The organism is Methylophaga sp. (assembly GCF_048266885.1).
Classification (GTDB): domain Bacteria; phylum Pseudomonadota; class Gammaproteobacteria; order Nitrosococcales; family Methylophagaceae; genus Methylophaga.
Window position 1 is genome coordinate 114147 of the sequence record NZ_JBLWYR010000003.1, and the last position, 17023, is coordinate 131169.

Here is a 17023-nt window from a genome sequence, read left to right on the forward strand (position 1 = left end):
CAATAATAACTATCAGGTGTCACAAAGACACTAACTCTCGAGAGAATGGAAGGGCGACATGTTAGAGGGATACCTCCCCATTTTGTTGTTTATCATTATTGGCATCGGCTTCGGTGTAATGCCTTTGATTGCGGGCTTTATTATCGGTCCACATCGCCCTGATGCCGAAAAACGCTCTAGTTATGAGTGTGGCTTTGAACCTTTTGAAGACACTCATGGCAAATTCGATGTGCGTTATTACCTAGTTGCCATCCTGTTTATTATTTTCGATCTTGAAATAGCCTTTTTATTCCCCTGGGCCATTGTGCTTGATGAAATCGGAGTGTTTGGTTTGCTGTCCATGTTTCTGTTTCTAGGCATTTTAGTAGTGGGCTTTATCTATGAGTGGAAAAAAGGAGCCTTGGAATGGGAATAGAAGGCGTTCTCCACGAAGGCATTGTTACCACCTCAGCAGATAAGTTAATCAACTGGGCTCGAACCGGTTCGTTGTGGCCAATGACTTTTGGCTTGGCTTGCTGTGCAGTTGAAATGATGCATGCTGGAGCATCACGATATGATTTAGATAGATTCGGAGTGGTGTTTCGGCCCAGTCCACGTCAATCGGATGTGATGATCGTTGCCGGAACCTTGGTCAACAAAATGGCCCCCGCACTACGGAAGGTGTATGACCAAATGTCAGAACCCCGTTGGGTCATCTCGATGGGTTCCTGTGCGAATGGTGGAGGTTATTATCACTATTCCTATTCAGTTGTTCGCGGTTGTGATCGTATTGTGCCGGTGGATATTTATGTGCCGGGTTGCCCGCCAACGGCTGAGGCTCTGCTTTATGGGATCATTCAGTTACAGAAAAAAATTCAGCGTACCAATACCATCGCTAAAAGCCCACAAGCATAAGGTCGTTGCATGGAATCGCTTAAACATAACCTAGAAACACATTTTGCCGAACAACTGGTGGAATGTGAGTTTAATCGTGGCGAATTAACGATTCATATTGAAGCGGAGCAGATTATTCCCGTTTGTAAGGAATTACGCGATGAGTTTGCCTTTACTCAATTAATTGATTTATGTGGGGTTGATTATTCTGCCTACGGCAATAGTGGTTGGGAAACCAAGCAGGCGACCGAGCATGGTTTCAGTCGGGCCCGCGAACAATTTTCTGCTATAGACGAAGTCGATGAGGGCTTTCGTTACGCGGTGGTGTATCACCTATTATCCGTTCAACATAACAATCGACTGCGATTAAAAGTGGATTTGATCGCTGAAACTCCTGTTATTGATTCAGTAACCAGCATCTGGCATTCGGCAGATTGGTATGAACGTGAAGCCTTTGATTTATTCGGCATTCTATTTAAAGGTCACCAGGATCTGCGGCGTATTCTTACTGACTATGGTTTTGTTGGTCATCCGTTTCGCAAAGATTTCCCTTTAATTGGTAATGTTGAAATGCTTTATGACCCCGAGCAGAAACGAGTCATTTATCGGCCGGTCAGTATTGAACCAAGAACATTAGTCCCAAGAGTAATTCGAGATGATAACCGTTATCTACAACCTCAAACTGAGGTCAAGAAATAATGGCTGAAATTAAAAATTACACCTTGAATTTTGGCCCACAGCATCCAGCAGCACATGGCGTATTGCGCTTAATTCTAGAGATGGATGGTGAGGTTATTGTGCACGCTGATCCACATATTGGCTTGCTGCACCGGGGTACCGAAAAGCTGGCGGAATCCAAACCCTATAACCAGAGTATTGGTTATATGGATCGGTTGGATTACGTGTCGATGATGTGTAACGAACACGCTTACGTGATGGCGATCGAAAAATTGCTGGGTGTTGAACCACCGATCCGAGCACAGTACATCCGGGTATTGTTTGATGAAATGACTCGGGTTTTGAATCATTTAATGTGGCTCGGTGCACATGGTCTGGATATCGGAGCGATGACCGTATTCCTGTATTGCTTCCGTGAACGTGAAGATTTGATGGACTGTTACGAAGCAGTCTCAGGAGCGCGGTTACATGCCACCTACTATCGTCCTGGTGGTGTATATCGTGATTTACCCAACAGCATGCCGCAATACCAAAAATCCAAATGGCATTCTGATGCCGAAGTTAAAAAGTTAAATCAAAGCCGCGAAGGCAGCCTGCTCGATTTTATTGAGGACTTTTGTCAGCGATTTCCTAAATGCGTCGATGAATATGAAACATTGCTAACCGATAATCGTATCTGGAAACAGCGAACAGTCGGCATTGGTGTGGTATCGCCAGAACGAGCATTACAACTCGGATTTACCGGACCGATGTTACGTGGCAGTGGGGTGGAGTGGGATTTACGGCGTAAGCAACCCTATGAAGTTTATGATCGATTGGATTTTGATATTCCGGTGGGCAAAGAGGGCGACTGTTACGATCGTTATCTGGTTCGAGTCGAAGAGATGCGTCAGTCGAACAAAATCATGCAGCAATGTATTGATTGGCTGCGGGTCAACCCCGGTCCGGTGATTGTTGATAACGTCAAAATAGCGCCTCCCAGCCGAGCGGATATGAAAGATGATATGGAAGCGTTAATTCATCATTTCAAACTGTTCACCGAAGGTTATTGTGTGCCAGAAGGCGAAGTGTATAGCGCGGTGGAACATCCTAAAGGCGAGTTTGGTATTTACATGGTTTCCGATGGTGCCAATAAACCGTATCGCGTCAAAATCCGTGCCCCTGGTTTTCCCCATCTGGCGGCAATGAATGAAATGGCCAAAGGCCATTTACTGGCTGACGTAGTGGCAATTATCGGCACCATGGATATTGTTTTCGGGGAGATCGACCGATGACGAAAACATTGCAACTCACCGGACATAGAGATCAATTATTCAACGAAACCTTACGAAAACAGTTGGATAAATGGATCAGTAAATATCCTCCCGGTCAGGCCCAATCAGCAGTCATACCGGCATTGCATATTCTGCAGGATGCACATGATGGCTGGCTCAGCGAAGGCTTGATGCGTGCGTTAGCCGAGTATTTGGATATACCGGCTATCAGTGTGTTTGAGGTCGCCACGTTTTATACGATGTTTGAACTCAAACCGGTGGGTAAACATAAAATTAGTGTCTGTACCAATATTTCATGTCTGCTTTGTGGTTCTGAAGATATCGCCAACCATTTACAAAAGCGACTGGGTATTGGTTTCGGTCAAACCACCGCAGACGGAAAATTCACGCTTAAAGAAGTAGAGTGTTTGGGCGCTTGTGTTGGCGCGCCGATGCTATTGCTGGATCGGCAATATCACGAGCATCTTACACCGGAAAAAGTCGATGCTTTATTGGGCGAGGTAAAATGATGCAGCTGAATCAGGTTTGTTTTCGCACCATGCATCTTGACCAGCCTTGGTCGATGGAATCCTATAGGAGTGTTGGCGGTTATCAGATGCTGGAAAAAATCCTGCGTGAGAAAACCCGCCAGGAAACCATCATTGAGACCATTAAAAATTCAGCATTACGTGGACGCGGTGGTGCGGGTTTTCCGACTGGCCTGAAATGGAGCTTTATGCCGCGGCGCATGCCCGGTGATAAATACATTGTCTGCAATTCCGACGAAGGCGAGCCTGGTACCTGTAAAGATCGCGACATTATGCGGTTCAACCCGCATCAATTGATTGAAGGCATGATTATCGCCGGTTATACCATTGGTGCTCAACGTGGTTATAACTACATTCGTGGCGAATTTTTTGAACCTATTGAGCGATTTGAGCAAGCGTTAATAGAAGCACGTGAAGCCGGCTATCTAGGCAAGAATATTCTCGATAGCGGTTTTAATTTTGAGCTGCATTCGCATCCAGGAGCCGGAGCCTATATCTGCGGAGAAGAAACCGCGTTATTGGAATCCCTGGAAGGTAAAAAAGGTCAGCCGCGTTACAAGCCACCTTTCCCCGCAGGCTATGGTTTGTATGGTCGACCAACCACCATAAACAACACTGAAACCCTGGCCTCAGTGCCGGTGATATTGCAGTATGGTGCGGAATGGTTTCATGAATTGGGTACGCCGAATAACGGCGGACAGAAAATTTTCTGCATGACCGGACATGTTAATAAACCGGGTAATTATGAAGTGCCTCTAGGAATGCCCTTTGCCGAATTATTGGAACTTGCGGGTGGCGTTCGCAATGGCAATAAACTGAAAGCAGTTATTCCTGGAGGAAGCTCGACACCAGTGGTGCCAGCAGAGGTAATGATGCAAACGGCAATGAGTTATGACGGTATTGGTAAAGCAGGCTCGATGTTGGGTGCCGGTTCAGTAATCGTCATGGATGAAACCACCTGCATGGTCAAAGCGCTAGAACGTATTGCTTATTTTTATTACGAAGAATCCTGTGGTCAGTGCACGCCATGTCGTGAAGGTACGGGCTGGTTATATCGCGTGATTAAACGCATTGAAGATGGCCAAGGCCGTCAGGAAGATCTGGATCGGTTGGTGGATGTGGCCAACAATATTAACGGTAATACTATCTGTGCGCTTGGGGATGCTGCCGCCGCGCCGGTTATCAGCTTTATTAAACATTTCCGCGATGAATTCCAACATCACATTGATCATAAATGTTGTCTGGTCGCTGAACCAGAATTGAAGTTGAACTATGGTTAATATCGAAATTGATGGCATTCCACTCAAAGTGGACTCTGCCAAAATGATTATTCAGGCTGCCGATGAGGCCGGTATCGATATCCCACGTTTTTGTTATCACAAAAACCTGTCGATAGTCGCTAACTGTCGGATGTGTCTGGTCGAAGTTGATAAAGCACGAAAAGCATTACCCGCCTGCGCCACTCCAGTTGCGGAAGGCATGAAAGTCTTTACTCAATCAGAAACAGCTCTGGCTGCTCAGCGCGGCGTAATGGAGTTTCTGCTGATCAACCACCCATTGGACTGCCCGATTTGTGATCAGGGCGGTGAGTGTGAATTACAGGATTTATCGCTGGGCTATGGCAGCGGCATAAGTCGTTTCAGTGAGAAAAAACGGGTTGTCAAAGACAAAGATATCGGTCCGCTGGTGCAAACTGATATGACCCGTTGCATTCACTGTACTCGCTGTGTGCGGTTCGGTCAGGAAATTGCCGGTATCAAGGAATTAGGTGCGACTGGTCGTGGTGAACATATGGAAATCGGCACCTATGTTGAGCATAGTCTGGCGTCTGAACTGTCAGGCAATATCATTGATTTGTGTCCGGTAGGCGCACTGACCTCCAAACCATTCCGTTATAAAGCGCGGGCTTGGGAAATGACCTCGCATCCGTCCATTGCTCTGCACGATGCGGTGGGATCAAGTGTTGAAATTCATACCCGGCAAAATGAAGTGATGCGGGTGGTGGCCAGAGATAATGAATCCGTCAATCAAAGCTGGATTTCAGATCGGGATCGCTTTAGTTATCTTGGCTTGAAGCATCCGGATCGCCTGTTGAATCCAATGATTAAACAAAATGGAGAATGGCAGACCACGGATTGGCAAACAGCATTGGAATTTGCCGTTGAGGGTCTTAAACACGTTAAAAATAAAAATGGTGCTGATCAGATTGCCGGTTTGATCTCACCTACAGCCACGCTTGAAGAAGCCTATCTGTTTCAGAAATGGTTACGCGCATTTGGCAGCCAAAATATTGATCATCGATTACGGCAGCAAGATTTCAGCGATGCTGGTCATGAGCAGTTCACCCCAATATGTTTGGCCGAGATTGAAGAAAGTGATGCGATAGTTTTATTGGGTTGTAATATTCGTAGTGAAGCACCTTTGCTGGCGCACCGGATCCGTCAATCGGCTAATGTTGGTGGGCTGGTCAGTGATATTAATTTCTTCAAAACTGATTTATTGATGCCAGTAGATCGTCAGGTTGTCGTCAATTCAACACAATTATTTACTTTATTAAGTGGCATCGCTAAAGCCTTGTTGCACCTCGACGAGGTGGCAGCAAAAACTTGGCAGCATTTGATGCGGGAAAAAGCTGCTTCTGCCACTGAACAGAATATTGCGATGCAATTAGCTAATGCCAATCAGCCGTTGATTGTGGTTGGTGCTTTGGCCAATCAACATCCTCAGGCATCGATTATTCGTGCCATGGCGGCGCTGATTAGTAAGTTAACCGGGGCGCGTTTATTGATTCTGCCTGAGGCCAATAGTCAGGCTTTACATTTGGCGGGCGCATTGCCCCACAGCGATGCATCTCAAGATCAAAAAGATGGCCTGGATGCAAATGCGATCTGGCAAGAGCAGTTACGCGCCTATGTTTTATTTAACATTGAACCTGAATTTGACTGTGCTGATCCCGCTGCTGCTCAGTTAGCACTGCAACGTGCAGGTTTTGTGGTAGCGATAAACAATTTTCAATGTGACAGCCTGCGTGAATACGCTGATGTATTGTTACCTTTGGCGGCATTTGCCGAAACCTCCGGTACTTTTGTCGGCCTGGACCATCAATGGCAATCCTTTACCGGTGCGGTGGCTCCGCCGGGCGAAAGTCGCCCAGGCTGGAAGATTCTAAGGGTGCTAGGCAATATTTCAAAGTTCAGTGGTTTTGACTTTGTTTCCTCAGAAGGTGTTCGTCAGGAATTACAGGATCAGCTGAACCGACAGACTCCTGTTAAAAAGTCCATTTACATTCCAACTGAAATAAACAACCTTAAAGGTGTTCAACTTATTTCAGAGGTACCGATTTACCGAACAGACAGCCTGGTGAGACACAGCAAAGCCTTGCAGTTAACACCCGAAAACCAGTTCATGGATACCTTGCGGATTCATCCGACTCAGGCTGAAAAGTCCGGTTTACATCAAGGTGATCTAGTACAGATTAAGCAGGATGAATTTTCAGTATCGGCCACAGTATTGATTGATGAACAGGTTGCCGAAGGCATGGTTTATCTGGCTGCGGCCTCACCATTGAGTGCTCGATTAGGCAACTCCTTTGGCAATGTGGAATTAGCAGCCATGCTGGAGACAGCTGATGCTTGATATCTTGACACAACATTTATTACCTAACATCGGCAAGATTTTGTTGATTGTGTCGGTATTGATGTTGGCGGTAGCCTATCTGACATTGGCCGAGCGTAAAGTTATTGGCTATATCCAAATGCGCATAGGACCCAATCGTGTTGGGCCGCGTGGCTTACTGCAACCCATTGCCGATGGATTGAAGTTATTACTTAAAGAAATCATCGTGCCTACCCGATCCAATCTCTATCTGTTTGTGTTGGCACCGGTGTTAGCAATTGGCCCTGCTTTAGCCGCTTGGGCGGTCATACCTTTTGATGCCGGTATGGTTTTAGCCGACATCAATGCCGGTTTGTTATATGTGCTTGCCATCACTTCGATGGGCGTTTACGGCATTGTGATTGCCGGTTGGGCCTCCAATTCACGTTATGCATTTTTAGGTGCAATGCGTAGTGCGGCTCAAGTAGTTTCTTACGAAATTGCCATGGGCTTTGCCTTGGTCGGTGTATTGATCGCCGCTGGCAGCTTGAATTTGAGTGCGATTGTTATGGCTCAGCAAGGCGGTATTTTGTACTGGTACTGGTTGCCGTTGTTACCGCTTTTTGTGGTGTATTTTATTTCGGGTGTGGCGGAAACCAATCGCGCACCGTTTGATATCGCTGAGGGTGAATCCGAAATTGTTGCAGGATTCCATGTCGAATATTCCGGTATGGCATTTGCGATATTTTTCCTGGCTGAATACGCCGATATGATTTTGATTTCGATCCTTGCCGCTACGTTATTTATGGGCGGCTGGTTATCACCTTTTGAAGGTATTCCAGTTTTAGAGTCGATGTTTGCCTGGGTGCCGGGATTAGTCTGGCTATTACTGAAAACCAGTATGTTTCTGTTTATCTATTTATGGATCCGCGCCACCTTTCCTCGCTATCGTTATGATCAGGTGATGCGTCTCGGCTGGAAAGTGTTTATACCAGTCACATTAGTTTGGCTGGTGATTATTTCGACCATGCAGGTGTTTGATATCGGGCCCTGGTTTAACAACATCGTCGAGGTGACAAGTCCATGAATGAGTCAATTCGTCACTTTTTTAAGAGTTTTCTGCTGTGGGAGTTAGTGCAGGGATTACGTTTGACCGGGCGACATTTGTTTTCGCGCAAGGTCACGGTGCAATATCCCGAAGAGCAAACGCCACAATCACCACGTTTCCGTGGTTTGCATGCGTTACGCCGTTATCCCAATGGCGAAGAGCGCTGTATTGGCTGCAAATTATGTGAAGCGGTTTGCCCGGCGTTGGCGATTACCATCGATACCGAACCCCGTGAAGACGGCACACGCCGAACCACGCGCTATGACATTGATTTATTCAAGTGTATTTACTGTGGGTTTTGTGAAGAATCTTGTCCCGTTGATTCAATAGTTGAAACCCGGGTATTTGCCTATCACTTTGAAAATCGTGGTGAAAACATTATGGACAAACAGCAGTTGCTGGCGATTGGCGATAAATACGAGACGGAAATCGCTGCTGACCGGGAGGCTGATGCGCCTTATCGATAGGCCGGATATTTATGGAAAAAATACTATTTTATTTTTTTGCTGGCATTTTACTGTTTGCCGCCACCATGGTGATTACGGTACGAAATCCAGTGCGTGCAGCATTGTTTCTGGTATTGGCATTTTTTACCAGTGCAGCCATCTGGTTGATGCTGGAAGCTGAGTTTCTGGCAATTAGTCTGGTGCTAGTCTACGTTGGGGCGGTGCTGGTGCTGTTCCTATTTGTGGTTATGATGTTGGACATTGACACCAGCGCGCTTAAGGAAGGCTTTACCCGTTATCTGCCGTTAGGCTTATTAGTCGCCGTGTTGATTGTGTTGGAATTAATTGCAGTCTTAGGTGCGGCGAATTTTGGCTTGGATCAAGTGCCGGTTCCTGAAGGTTCTGATGAAAGTAATACCAAAACGCTGGGACGACTGTTGTACACGATTTATGTTTATCCATTTGAGATCGCTTCGGTGATCCTTACGGTTGCGATTGTTGCAGCCATTACGCTGACCTTAAGACCCAACAAACGAAAAACCCAGGATCCTGCTGAGCAGGTCAAAGTTCGTAGTAAAGACCGCGTTCGCCTGGTCAAAATGGCCTCAGAGAAACGCCAGGATGGGAAAGAAAAACCATGATTGCTTTATCTGACTTTCTGATTGTTGCTGCTATTTTATTCAGCCTTTCTGTTGCCGGTATTTTTCTCAATCGTAAAAACATCATTATCCTGCTGATGTGTATTGAATTGATGTTGCTGGCGGTTAACCTGAACTTTATTGCCTTTTCCTATTACGCCGGGGATGTGGCTGGACAGGTATTTGTGTTTTTTATTCTGACCGTCGCTGCGGCTGAAGCTGCAATTGGCCTGGCAATCCTGGTGGTGTTATTCCGCAATCTCAGCACTATCAATGTTGATGATCTCAACCGGTTAAAGGGTTAATGGCATGACCCAATCGCTGTTACTAACCATTGTTTTAGCCCCCTTACTGGGCAGTATCATTGCTGGTTTTTTTGGTCGTAGGATTGGCCGTAACTGGTCACATCGAGCGGCAATTGCCGGGGTCAGTATTGCGTTCTTTTTATCGCTCTGGGTGTTGAAGCTGGTGGTTATGGATGGCGCGACCTATAACCAGGCTGTGTATCAATGGTTACAGGTCGGCAGCCTAAGTATTGAAGTTGGCTTTATGGTGGATTCCTTAACAGCCGTGATGATGGCGGTGGTGACCTTTGTATCGCTGATGGTGCATATCTATACCATTGGTTATATGCATGATGATGATGGCTATAGCCGTTTTTTCAGTTATATCTCGCTGTTTACCTTCTCGATGCTGATGCTGGTCATGGCCAATAACTTCATGCAGCTGTTTTTCGGCTGGGAAGCGGTTGGCGTGGTGTCATATCTACTCATCGGATTTTGGTACAAAAAGCCCACGGCGATTTACGCCAATCTAAAGGCATTCCTCGTCAATCGTGTGGGTGATTTCGGCTTTCTCCTGGGGATCGCTGCGGTATTGATGTATTCCGGCAGTCTGGATTATTTGGAAGTATTTAATCAGGCACCCATTATGGCGGGGCAGACCATTTCCATATTTGATAATTATGCTTGGTCGTTAATGACGGTGATTGGCATTCTGTTATTTATCGGCGCAATGGGTAAATCAGCCCAGGTACCATTACATGTCTGGTTACCGGATTCGATGGAAGGTCCAACGCCGATATCCGCATTGATCCATGCGGCCACCATGGTCACAGCAGGCATTTTTATGGTGGCAAGAATGTCACCTTTATACGAATATTCTGAAACTGCATTGTCATTTATTCTAGTGATTGGTGCGATTACCGCCTTGTTTATGGGCTTTCTTGGGCTGATTCAGAATGATATTAAACGGGTAATCGCATATTCGACACTCTCTCAGCTGGGCTATATGACAGTGGCACTGGGTGTTTCGGCATACTCCGCAGCTATTTTCCATTTATTCACCCACGCATTTTTTAAAGCATTGCTGTTTCTTGCGGCCGGTTCGGTCATTCTGGCCCTGCATCATCAGCAGGATATTCGGCAAATGGGCGGGCTGAAAAAATATCTGCCCATTACTTACTGGACCAGTCTGATTGGCACACTCGCATTAATTGGTTTTCCAGGGTTGGCGGGCTTTTTCTCCAAAGATGCCATTATCATGGCGGTACATGAATCGACCATCCCAGGCAGCAGTTTTGCCTTATGGGCAGTGATGATCGGTGTTTTTGTTACCAGTCTGTACAGCTTCCGGCTCTTGTTTCTGGTGTTCCATGGTAAAGAACGTTTCGATGCGCACGGTCATCCGCCACATGAATCCCCCGGAGTGATTACCTGGCCGTTGATCCTGTTGGCGATTCCATCGGTATTGGCCGGTTATTTGATTGGCACTTTAGTGTATGACAATTTCTTCAGCGATGCGATAACCGTAATGCCACAGCATGATGTGTTGGCGACTGCCCACTATCATGGGGTAATCGAATTTATCAGCCATGGATTGATGACCGCACCGTTCTGGCTGGCAATGGCCGGTTTGGTAACGGCTTGGTTTCTCTATCTCAAACGTCCGGATCTGCCCGCCAAAATTCAGCATCGACTGATGTGGCTATGGCAAATTCTGGAAAATAAATATGGCTTTGATGCCTTTAACGACAAAGTTTTTGCCGGTGGTTCACGAGGTCTGGGTTGGCTGTTCTCTCGCGTTGGTGACCGAATGTTAATTGATGGTTTAGTGGTTAACGGTACAGCACGGACAGTGGGCTTAATCTCGAGAGTCGGGCGCAAAATGCAGAGCGGTTATTTGTACCATTACGCTTTTGTAATGATTATCGGGGTGTGGCTGTTGCTCACCTGGTTTGTGGTTTAGGAGCAAGCTGATTAGATGATGGACTTCCCGCTGCTCAGTGTATTGATTTTGTTGCCGATTATCGGTGGCGGTTTACTGTTGATCTGTAAACAGAATCATGTTTTGGCCCGTCAATTGGCTTTAATTATCAGTGTAGCAACCATGCTGCTGTCGTTTTTGCTGTATATCGGCTTTGATGCCACCAGCCATCAAATGCAGTTTGTTGAACGCCTGTCATGGATTGCCACATTTAATATCGAGTATTACCTTGGCATTGATGGCTTTTCGATGCCGTTGATGATCCTGACCACAATTTCCACGGTATTGGTGGTGATTGCTGGCTGGCAGGTGATTCAGGATCGAGCAGCTCAATATATGGCTGCTTTTTTGATTATGGAAGGCTTGATGCTGGGCGTTTTTGCAGCGCTTGATGCTATTTTGTTCTATCTGTTTTTTGAAGCAATGCTAATTCCGCTGTTTCTGGTGATTGGCATCTGGGGTGGTCCGAACCGGGTCTATGCCACCATTAAGTTTTTCCTCTATACCTTTTTTGGCTCAGTGTTTTTGCTGATTGCACTGTTATATCTGCAATTTCAGGCGGGCAGTTTTTCGATTCTGGACTTTCACGATGTCAGCTTGACCCTGACTCAACAGATATGGATTTTCCTGGCATTTTTAATTGCCTTTGCAGTGAAAATTCCAATGTGGCCAGTGCATACCTGGTTACCTGATGCACACGTTGAAGCACCAACAGGTGGCTCGGTAATTCTGGCGGCTATCACGCTGAAAATCGGTGGCTACGGTCTGTTACGATTTGCCTTGCCGATTACCCCGGATGCCAGTATGACGCTGGACTGGCTGGTCATTGGCTTATCGTTGATCGCCATTGTTTATATCGGTTTTGTCGCGCTGGCCCAATCAGATTTGAAAAAACTGATTGCCTATTCAAGTATTGCTCATATGGGTTTTGTCACCCTGGGCTTGTTTATTATATTTCGGATTACTGCCAATGAGGCAATCACTATCGGTATCGGGAATGGGCAGGTGCTGGCGATTGAAGGTGCGATGGTCCAGATGATTTCGCATGGCTTTATCGCTGCGGCGATGTTCCTCAGCGTGGGCGTGTTATACGACCGGATGCATACCCGGGAAATCAGTGCCTATGGCGGTGTCGCCAACAGCATGCCAAAATTTACCGCGTTGGCCGTGTTCTTTGCGATGGCCAATGCCGGGTTGCCCGGTACTTCCGGTTTTGTCGGTGAGTTTATGGTGATCCTGGCGGCGTTTCAGGCCAACTTCTGGTATGCCTTTTTGGCTGCCACGACATTAATTTTGGGCGCGGCTTATACTTTGTGGATGGTCAAACGGGTATTTTTTGGCGAGATCGCCAATGATGAAGTCGCCAAATTACAGGATATTAATTCACGAGAAATGCTGCTGTTGGCAAGTCTCGCAGTCATTGTCTTAGTGATTGGTATATGGCCCGATCCGTTACTAAATGTGATGCATGCTTCGGTAGATAATCTGTTGCTGCAAATCACTCAGTCAAAGCTTTAAAGGACACACCAGATGGCGTTTGAGGTTCCAAATATGCTGTTTGCCTTGCCAGAGATGCTGATGCTGGCAATGTGCTGCATCGTGTTGTTGGTGGTGGCATTTACCGGTAATCGTCGAATCAATCTGGTACATGCATTAAGCCAATTGAGCCTGTTAATAACCTTTTTGACAGTTTTCTGGATGATGGGTGAGGGTGGTCTGACTTTTTCTGAAACCTATATCAAAGACCCGCTAAGTGATGTGCTCAAACTGGCGATCTGTCTGGTAAATATGCTGGTGTTAAGCTATTCCTACAGCTATCTCCAAGCTCGAAATTTATTGCAGGGCGAATTTTATGTACTGGCCTTGTTTGCTACCCTGGGCATGCTGGTGATGGTATCGGCACATCATTTTTTGACCTTGTATTTAGGTCTGGAACTGATGTCACTGTGTTTATATGCGATGGTGGCAATGCAACGTGATTCGTTTACCGCCACAGAAGCTGGAATGAAATACTTTATCCTGGGCGCTTTAGCTTCAGGCATGCTGTTATACGGTATGTCGATTATCTACGGGGTCACTGGTGAATTAGGTATACAGGCCATAGCCGTAGCATTAGACACTGAAGAATTGAATCAAACGGTGCTGAGTCTGGGCATTGTATTCTTGGTGATTGGTATCGGCTTCAAGTTTGGTGCGGTACCGTTTCATATGTGGTTACCGGATGTCTATCAGGGGGCGCCCACAGCTATTACTTTATTTGTCGCCAGTGCCCCCAAAATAGCGGCTTTTGCGTTGTTGATACGTATATTGACGGAAGGTATGGGCGATATGCTTAGTGTCTGGCGCGATATGCTGATCATGCTGGCGATATTGTCGATTATCCTGGGTAATCTGCTGGCAATTGCACAGAGCAACTTAAAGCGGATGCTGGCCTATTCCACCATTTCGCACGTTGGTTTTTTATTATTAGGTGTTTTAGCCGGAACCCAGGCAGGCTATGCTGCAGCATTGTTTTACACCCTGGTCTATGCACTGATGACATTAGGCAGTTTTGGTATGATTCTGCTGCTGAGTCGTGAGGGCTTTGAAGCTGAAGAGATAGAAGACTTTAAAGGTCTGGGGCAACGCCACCCCTGGCATGCGTTGATGATGCTGTTACTGATGTTTTCCATGGCGGGTATTCCACCACTGGCTGGTTTCTATGCGAAATTAGGCGTGATTAAATCAGTCGTCGATGTTAACTTACTCGCCGTTGCTATTATTGCGGTAGTGATGTCAGTTATTGGTGCGTATTATTATTTGCGAGTGGTCAAGGTCATGTTCTTTGACACGGCCACAGAAAAGCCGCATATCGCAGCTAGCACCTCAATGCAGTATCTGCTTAGTGGCAATGTATTAGCGATACTGTTACTCGGTTTATTTCCGGGAAGTTTATTTGCGCTATGCGCCAGAATATTTAGTTAGGTTTTACGATGTCGATTTGGTTAATGCTGTTCATTATGGTTGTACTGGCGAATCTACCTTGGTTAAATTCACGCCTGTTTTTGTTTATACCGTTAAAAAATGGCAAAAATGCCTGGCTGAGACTGTTTGAGGTGGGGGTATATTATTTTGTAGCCTTGTTAGTGACTATTGCTTTTGAGCAACAGTTTGCCGGTAATATTTATCCACAACAGTGGGAATTTTTTGTCACCACCTTGAGCTTATTCTTGGTATTTGCCACTCCTGGTGTGGTGTATCGACATCAATGGTTACCTTTACAGAAAAAGCTACGTTAAAAATCGCAAAAATGCGCCCATCGGGTGCGCTGCAACTTAAGCTCGAAAATCTAAAGACCGCTATTAGGGCACTTACAGGCCTTACCGTTAATTCAGGATGCATCCCGAAGGATAGTAGTTTAGAATTTGCGGGTTTAACTCCCTGATGATGTAAGCAACATCAGTTATTCACACAATAGAGACAGGATTTATGGCTTCCGATTTATCCAAATACAGAAACATTGGTATTTTCGCCCACGTTGATGCGGGAAAAACCACCACAACCGAACGTATCCTTAAACTGACCGGCAAAATCCATAAGTCTGGTGAAGTACATGATGGTGAATCCACCATGGATTTTATGGATCAGGAAGCCGAGCGCGGTATTACTATCCAGTCAGCGGCGACTACCTGCGAATGGAAAGGTCACCGTCTGAATGTTATCGATACCCCAGGTCACGTTGACTTCACTATCGAAGTTTACCGTTCACTGAAAGTGCTTGACGGCGGTATTGGTGTTTTCTGTGGTAGTGGTGGTGTTGAACCGCAATCAGAAACAAACTGGCGTTATGCGAATGACTCTGAAGTTTCACGTCTGATCTATGTCAACAAATTAGACCGTATTGGTGCTGACTTCTACCGTGTTGTAAAACAGGTTGAAGACGTTCTGGCAGCAACTCCGCTGGTCATGGTTTTGCCAATCGGTATCGAAGATGAATTTACCGGTGTTGTCGACTTGCTGACCCGCAAAGCGTGGATCTGGAAAGATGACAAGAGCGCTGAAGATTACACCATTGAAGAGCCACCAGCTGATATGGCTGATGCTATTGAAGAATGGCGTGAAAAACTGATCGAAACTGCTGTAGAGCAAGATGACGATCTGATGGAAAAATATCTGGAAGGTGAAGAGCCTTCTGTTGAAGACCTGAAAAAATGTATTCGTAAAGGTACATTACAACTGGATTTCTTCCCAACTTACTGCGGTAGCTCGTTCAAAAACAAAGGTATGCAGTTAGTTCTGGATGCCGTTGTTGATTACCTGCCTGATCCAACTGAAGTTGATCCACAACCAGAAGTCGACTTGGAAGGTAACGAAACCGGTAAACACGCGATTGTTGATATCAAAGGCCCATTACGCGCTTTGGCATTCAAAATCATGGATGACCGTTTTGGCGCATTAACTTTCGTTCGTGTTTATTCAGGTGAACTGAAAAAAGGCGATACCATCCTGAATACGTTCACTGGTAAAACCGAACGTGTTGGCCGTATGGTGGAAATGCATGCCAATGACCGTAATGAATTAGATTACGCTCATGCCGGTGACATCATCGCTATCGTCGGTATGAAAGACGTTCAAACTGGTCACACTCTGTGTGATCCGAAAAACCCTGCTACATTGGAACCAATGGTGTTCCCAGATCCTGTTATCTCTATCGCGATTGCGCCAAAAGATAAAGCAGCTGCTGAAAAAATGGGTGTTGCACTGGGTAAAATGATTAAAGAAGATCCATCTTTCCGTGTTGAAACCGATGAAGATAGCGGTGAAACCATCATGAAAGGTATGGGCGAATTACATCTGGATATCAAAGTTGATATCTTGAAACGTACCCATAACGTTGATGTTATCGTTGGTGAGCCACAAGTGGCCTACCGTGAAACCATCACGAAAAAAATCGAAGACAGTTACACCCACAAGAAACAATCTGGTGGTTCTGGTCAGTTTGGTCGTATTGACTACATTATCGAACCAGGTGAGCCAGGCAGTGGTTTCAATTTTGAATCAACCGTAACCGGTGGTAGTGTTCCTCGTGAATACTGGCCAGCAGTTGAAGCTGGCTTCAAGAAAATGATGGGCCGCGGTGTTTTAGCGGGCTTCCCATTACTTGATGTCAAAGTAAACTTGTTTGATGGTGCATTCCATGCCGTGGATTCATCAGCAATGGCCTTTGAAATTGCTGCGATGGGCGCGTTCCGTCAAACGATTCCAAAAGCCGGTCCACAATTGCTGGAACCTATCATGAAAGTAGACGTGTTCTGCCCAGATGATAACGTCGGTGATGTTATCGGTGACTTGAACCGTCGTCGTGGCATGATCAAATCGCAAGATGCAGGCGCAACTGGTGTACGTATTAAAGCTGAAGTGCCACTGAGCGAAATGTTCGGTTACATCGGTTCATTGCGTACGATGACTTCTGGTCGTGGTCAGTTCTCTATGGAGTTCTTACACTACCTGCCATGCCCACGTAATGTGTCAGAAGAAGTTATTAAAGAAGTTAAAGAGCGCGAAGCTGCTGCGAAGAAATAAGCAGCTTGTTAAAAGCTTGATTGAGAAAGGGGCGTTTATCGCCCCTTTTTTGTGGGCA

The 17023-nt window shown here is 46.1% G+C and carries 16 protein-coding genes; all 16 read left to right on the forward strand.

Annotated features, from left to right (window positions below; all coding sequences use genetic code 11):
* The first annotated feature begins 58 nt into the window (after positions 1-58).
* Positions 59-415 carry an NADH-quinone oxidoreductase subunit A gene (gene ndhC / locus ACN0V2_RS02575; RefSeq protein WP_417549226.1) on the forward strand — a complete coding sequence of 119 codons (357 nt, stop codon included), beginning with the start codon at positions 59-61 and terminating at the stop codon, positions 413-415.
* Positions 406-894, forward strand: a complete 489-nt coding sequence (locus tag ACN0V2_RS02580) for a NuoB/complex I 20 kDa subunit family protein (protein ID WP_417549227.1) — start codon at positions 406-408, stop codon at positions 892-894. The genes ndhC and ACN0V2_RS02580 overlap by 10 nt, the downstream gene beginning before the upstream one ends.
* Before the next feature lie 9 nt (positions 895-903).
* Positions 904-1572, forward strand: coding sequence for an NADH-quinone oxidoreductase subunit C (locus ACN0V2_RS02585; RefSeq protein ID WP_417549228.1), 669 nt, complete (start codon positions 904-906; stop codon positions 1570-1572).
* Positions 1572-2825 carry an NADH-quinone oxidoreductase subunit D gene (locus ACN0V2_RS02590; protein WP_417549229.1) on the forward strand — a complete coding sequence of 418 codons (1254 nt, stop codon included), beginning with the start codon at positions 1572-1574 and terminating at the stop codon, positions 2823-2825. Before ACN0V2_RS02585 ends, ACN0V2_RS02590 begins: the two co-directional genes overlap by 1 nt.
* The gene (gene nuoE, locus ACN0V2_RS02595; RefSeq protein WP_417549230.1) at positions 2822-3334 is read left to right on the forward strand and encodes an NADH-quinone oxidoreductase subunit NuoE; all 513 of its coding nucleotides are present in this window, start codon (positions 2822-2824) and stop codon (positions 3332-3334) included. Before ACN0V2_RS02590 ends, nuoE begins: the two co-directional genes overlap by 4 nt.
* Positions 3334-4632 (forward strand): NADH-quinone oxidoreductase subunit NuoF, encoded by a 1299-nt coding sequence (nuoF, locus tag ACN0V2_RS02600; RefSeq protein ID WP_417549260.1) that lies wholly within the window; start codon positions 3334-3336, stop codon positions 4630-4632. Before nuoE ends, nuoF begins: the two co-directional genes overlap by 1 nt.
* A complete protein-coding gene (gene nuoG / locus ACN0V2_RS02605) occupies positions 4625-6988 on the forward strand; it encodes an NADH-quinone oxidoreductase subunit NuoG (protein ID WP_417549231.1) in 2364 nt (787 codons plus the stop codon). The genes nuoF and nuoG overlap by 8 nt, the downstream gene beginning before the upstream one ends.
* A complete protein-coding gene (gene nuoH / locus ACN0V2_RS02610) occupies positions 6981-8033 on the forward strand; it encodes an NADH-quinone oxidoreductase subunit NuoH (protein ID WP_417549232.1) in 1053 nt (350 codons plus the stop codon). The genes nuoG and nuoH overlap by 8 nt, the downstream gene beginning before the upstream one ends.
* The gene (gene nuoI, locus ACN0V2_RS02615) at positions 8030-8521 is read left to right on the forward strand and encodes an NADH-quinone oxidoreductase subunit NuoI (protein ID WP_292353716.1); all 492 of its coding nucleotides are present in this window, start codon (positions 8030-8032) and stop codon (positions 8519-8521) included. The genes nuoH and nuoI overlap by 4 nt, the downstream gene beginning before the upstream one ends.
* A gap of 11 nt (positions 8522-8532) precedes the next feature.
* Positions 8533-9141, forward strand: coding sequence for an NADH-quinone oxidoreductase subunit J (locus ACN0V2_RS02620; RefSeq protein ID WP_417549233.1), 609 nt, complete (start codon positions 8533-8535; stop codon positions 9139-9141).
* Positions 9138-9443: an NADH-quinone oxidoreductase subunit NuoK gene (gene nuoK / locus ACN0V2_RS02625; protein ID WP_417549234.1), complete on the forward strand. Its 306-nt coding sequence runs from the start codon at positions 9138-9140 to the stop codon at positions 9441-9443. Before ACN0V2_RS02620 ends, nuoK begins: the two co-directional genes overlap by 4 nt.
* Positions 9444-9447: 4 nt before the next feature.
* The gene (gene nuoL / locus ACN0V2_RS02630; protein ID WP_417549235.1) at positions 9448-11385 is read left to right on the forward strand and encodes an NADH-quinone oxidoreductase subunit L; all 1938 of its coding nucleotides are present in this window, start codon (positions 9448-9450) and stop codon (positions 11383-11385) included.
* A gap of 15 nt (positions 11386-11400) precedes the next feature.
* Positions 11401-12921, forward strand: coding sequence for an NADH-quinone oxidoreductase subunit M (locus ACN0V2_RS02635; protein WP_417549236.1), 1521 nt, complete (start codon positions 11401-11403; stop codon positions 12919-12921).
* Positions 12922-12933: 12 nt separating this feature from the next.
* A complete protein-coding gene (gene nuoN / locus ACN0V2_RS02640) occupies positions 12934-14367 on the forward strand; it encodes an NADH-quinone oxidoreductase subunit NuoN (protein WP_417549237.1) in 1434 nt (477 codons plus the stop codon).
* An 8-nt stretch (positions 14368-14375) separates the two neighbouring features.
* Positions 14376-14681 (forward strand): DUF2818 family protein, encoded by a 306-nt coding sequence (locus ACN0V2_RS02645; RefSeq protein ID WP_417549238.1) that lies wholly within the window; start codon positions 14376-14378, stop codon positions 14679-14681.
* 190 nt (positions 14682-14871) lie between these two features.
* The gene (gene fusA / locus ACN0V2_RS02650; RefSeq protein WP_417549239.1) at positions 14872-16965 is read left to right on the forward strand and encodes an elongation factor G; all 2094 of its coding nucleotides are present in this window, start codon (positions 14872-14874) and stop codon (positions 16963-16965) included.
* Positions 16966-17023: the final 58 nt, after the last annotated feature.

Bases quoted from the DNA above. Each gene is read 5' to 3' on its own strand.
- ndhC (WP_417549226.1), top strand. From the start codon at position 59: ATGTTAGAGGGATACCTCCCCATTTTGTTGTTTATCATTATTGGCATC.
- ACN0V2_RS02580 (WP_417549227.1), top strand. From the start codon at position 406: ATGGGAATAGAAGGCGTTCTCCACGAAGGCATTGTTACCACCTCAGCA.
- ACN0V2_RS02585 (WP_417549228.1), top strand. From the start codon at position 904: ATGGAATCGCTTAAACATAACCTAGAAACACATTTTGCCGAACAACTG.
- ACN0V2_RS02590 (WP_417549229.1), top strand. From the start codon at position 1,572: ATGGCTGAAATTAAAAATTACACCTTGAATTTTGGCCCACAGCATCCA.
- nuoE (WP_417549230.1), top strand. From the start codon at position 2,822: ATGACGAAAACATTGCAACTCACCGGACATAGAGATCAATTATTCAAC.
- nuoF (WP_417549260.1), top strand. From the start codon at position 3,334: ATGCAGCTGAATCAGGTTTGTTTTCGCACCATGCATCTTGACCAGCCT.
- nuoG (WP_417549231.1), top strand. From the start codon at position 4,625: ATGGTTAATATCGAAATTGATGGCATTCCACTCAAAGTGGACTCTGCC.
- nuoH (WP_417549232.1), top strand. From the start codon at position 6,981: ATGCTTGATATCTTGACACAACATTTATTACCTAACATCGGCAAGATT.
- nuoI (WP_292353716.1), top strand. From the start codon at position 8,030: ATGAATGAGTCAATTCGTCACTTTTTTAAGAGTTTTCTGCTGTGGGAG.
- ACN0V2_RS02620 (WP_417549233.1), top strand. From the start codon at position 8,533: ATGGAAAAAATACTATTTTATTTTTTTGCTGGCATTTTACTGTTTGCC.
- nuoK (WP_417549234.1), top strand. From the start codon at position 9,138: ATGATTGCTTTATCTGACTTTCTGATTGTTGCTGCTATTTTATTCAGC.
- nuoL (WP_417549235.1), top strand. From the start codon at position 9,448: ATGACCCAATCGCTGTTACTAACCATTGTTTTAGCCCCCTTACTGGGC.
- ACN0V2_RS02635 (WP_417549236.1), top strand. From the start codon at position 11,401: ATGATGGACTTCCCGCTGCTCAGTGTATTGATTTTGTTGCCGATTATC.
- nuoN (WP_417549237.1), top strand. From the start codon at position 12,934: ATGGCGTTTGAGGTTCCAAATATGCTGTTTGCCTTGCCAGAGATGCTG.
- ACN0V2_RS02645 (WP_417549238.1), top strand. From the start codon at position 14,376: ATGTCGATTTGGTTAATGCTGTTCATTATGGTTGTACTGGCGAATCTA.
- fusA (WP_417549239.1), top strand. From the start codon at position 14,872: ATGGCTTCCGATTTATCCAAATACAGAAACATTGGTATTTTCGCCCAC.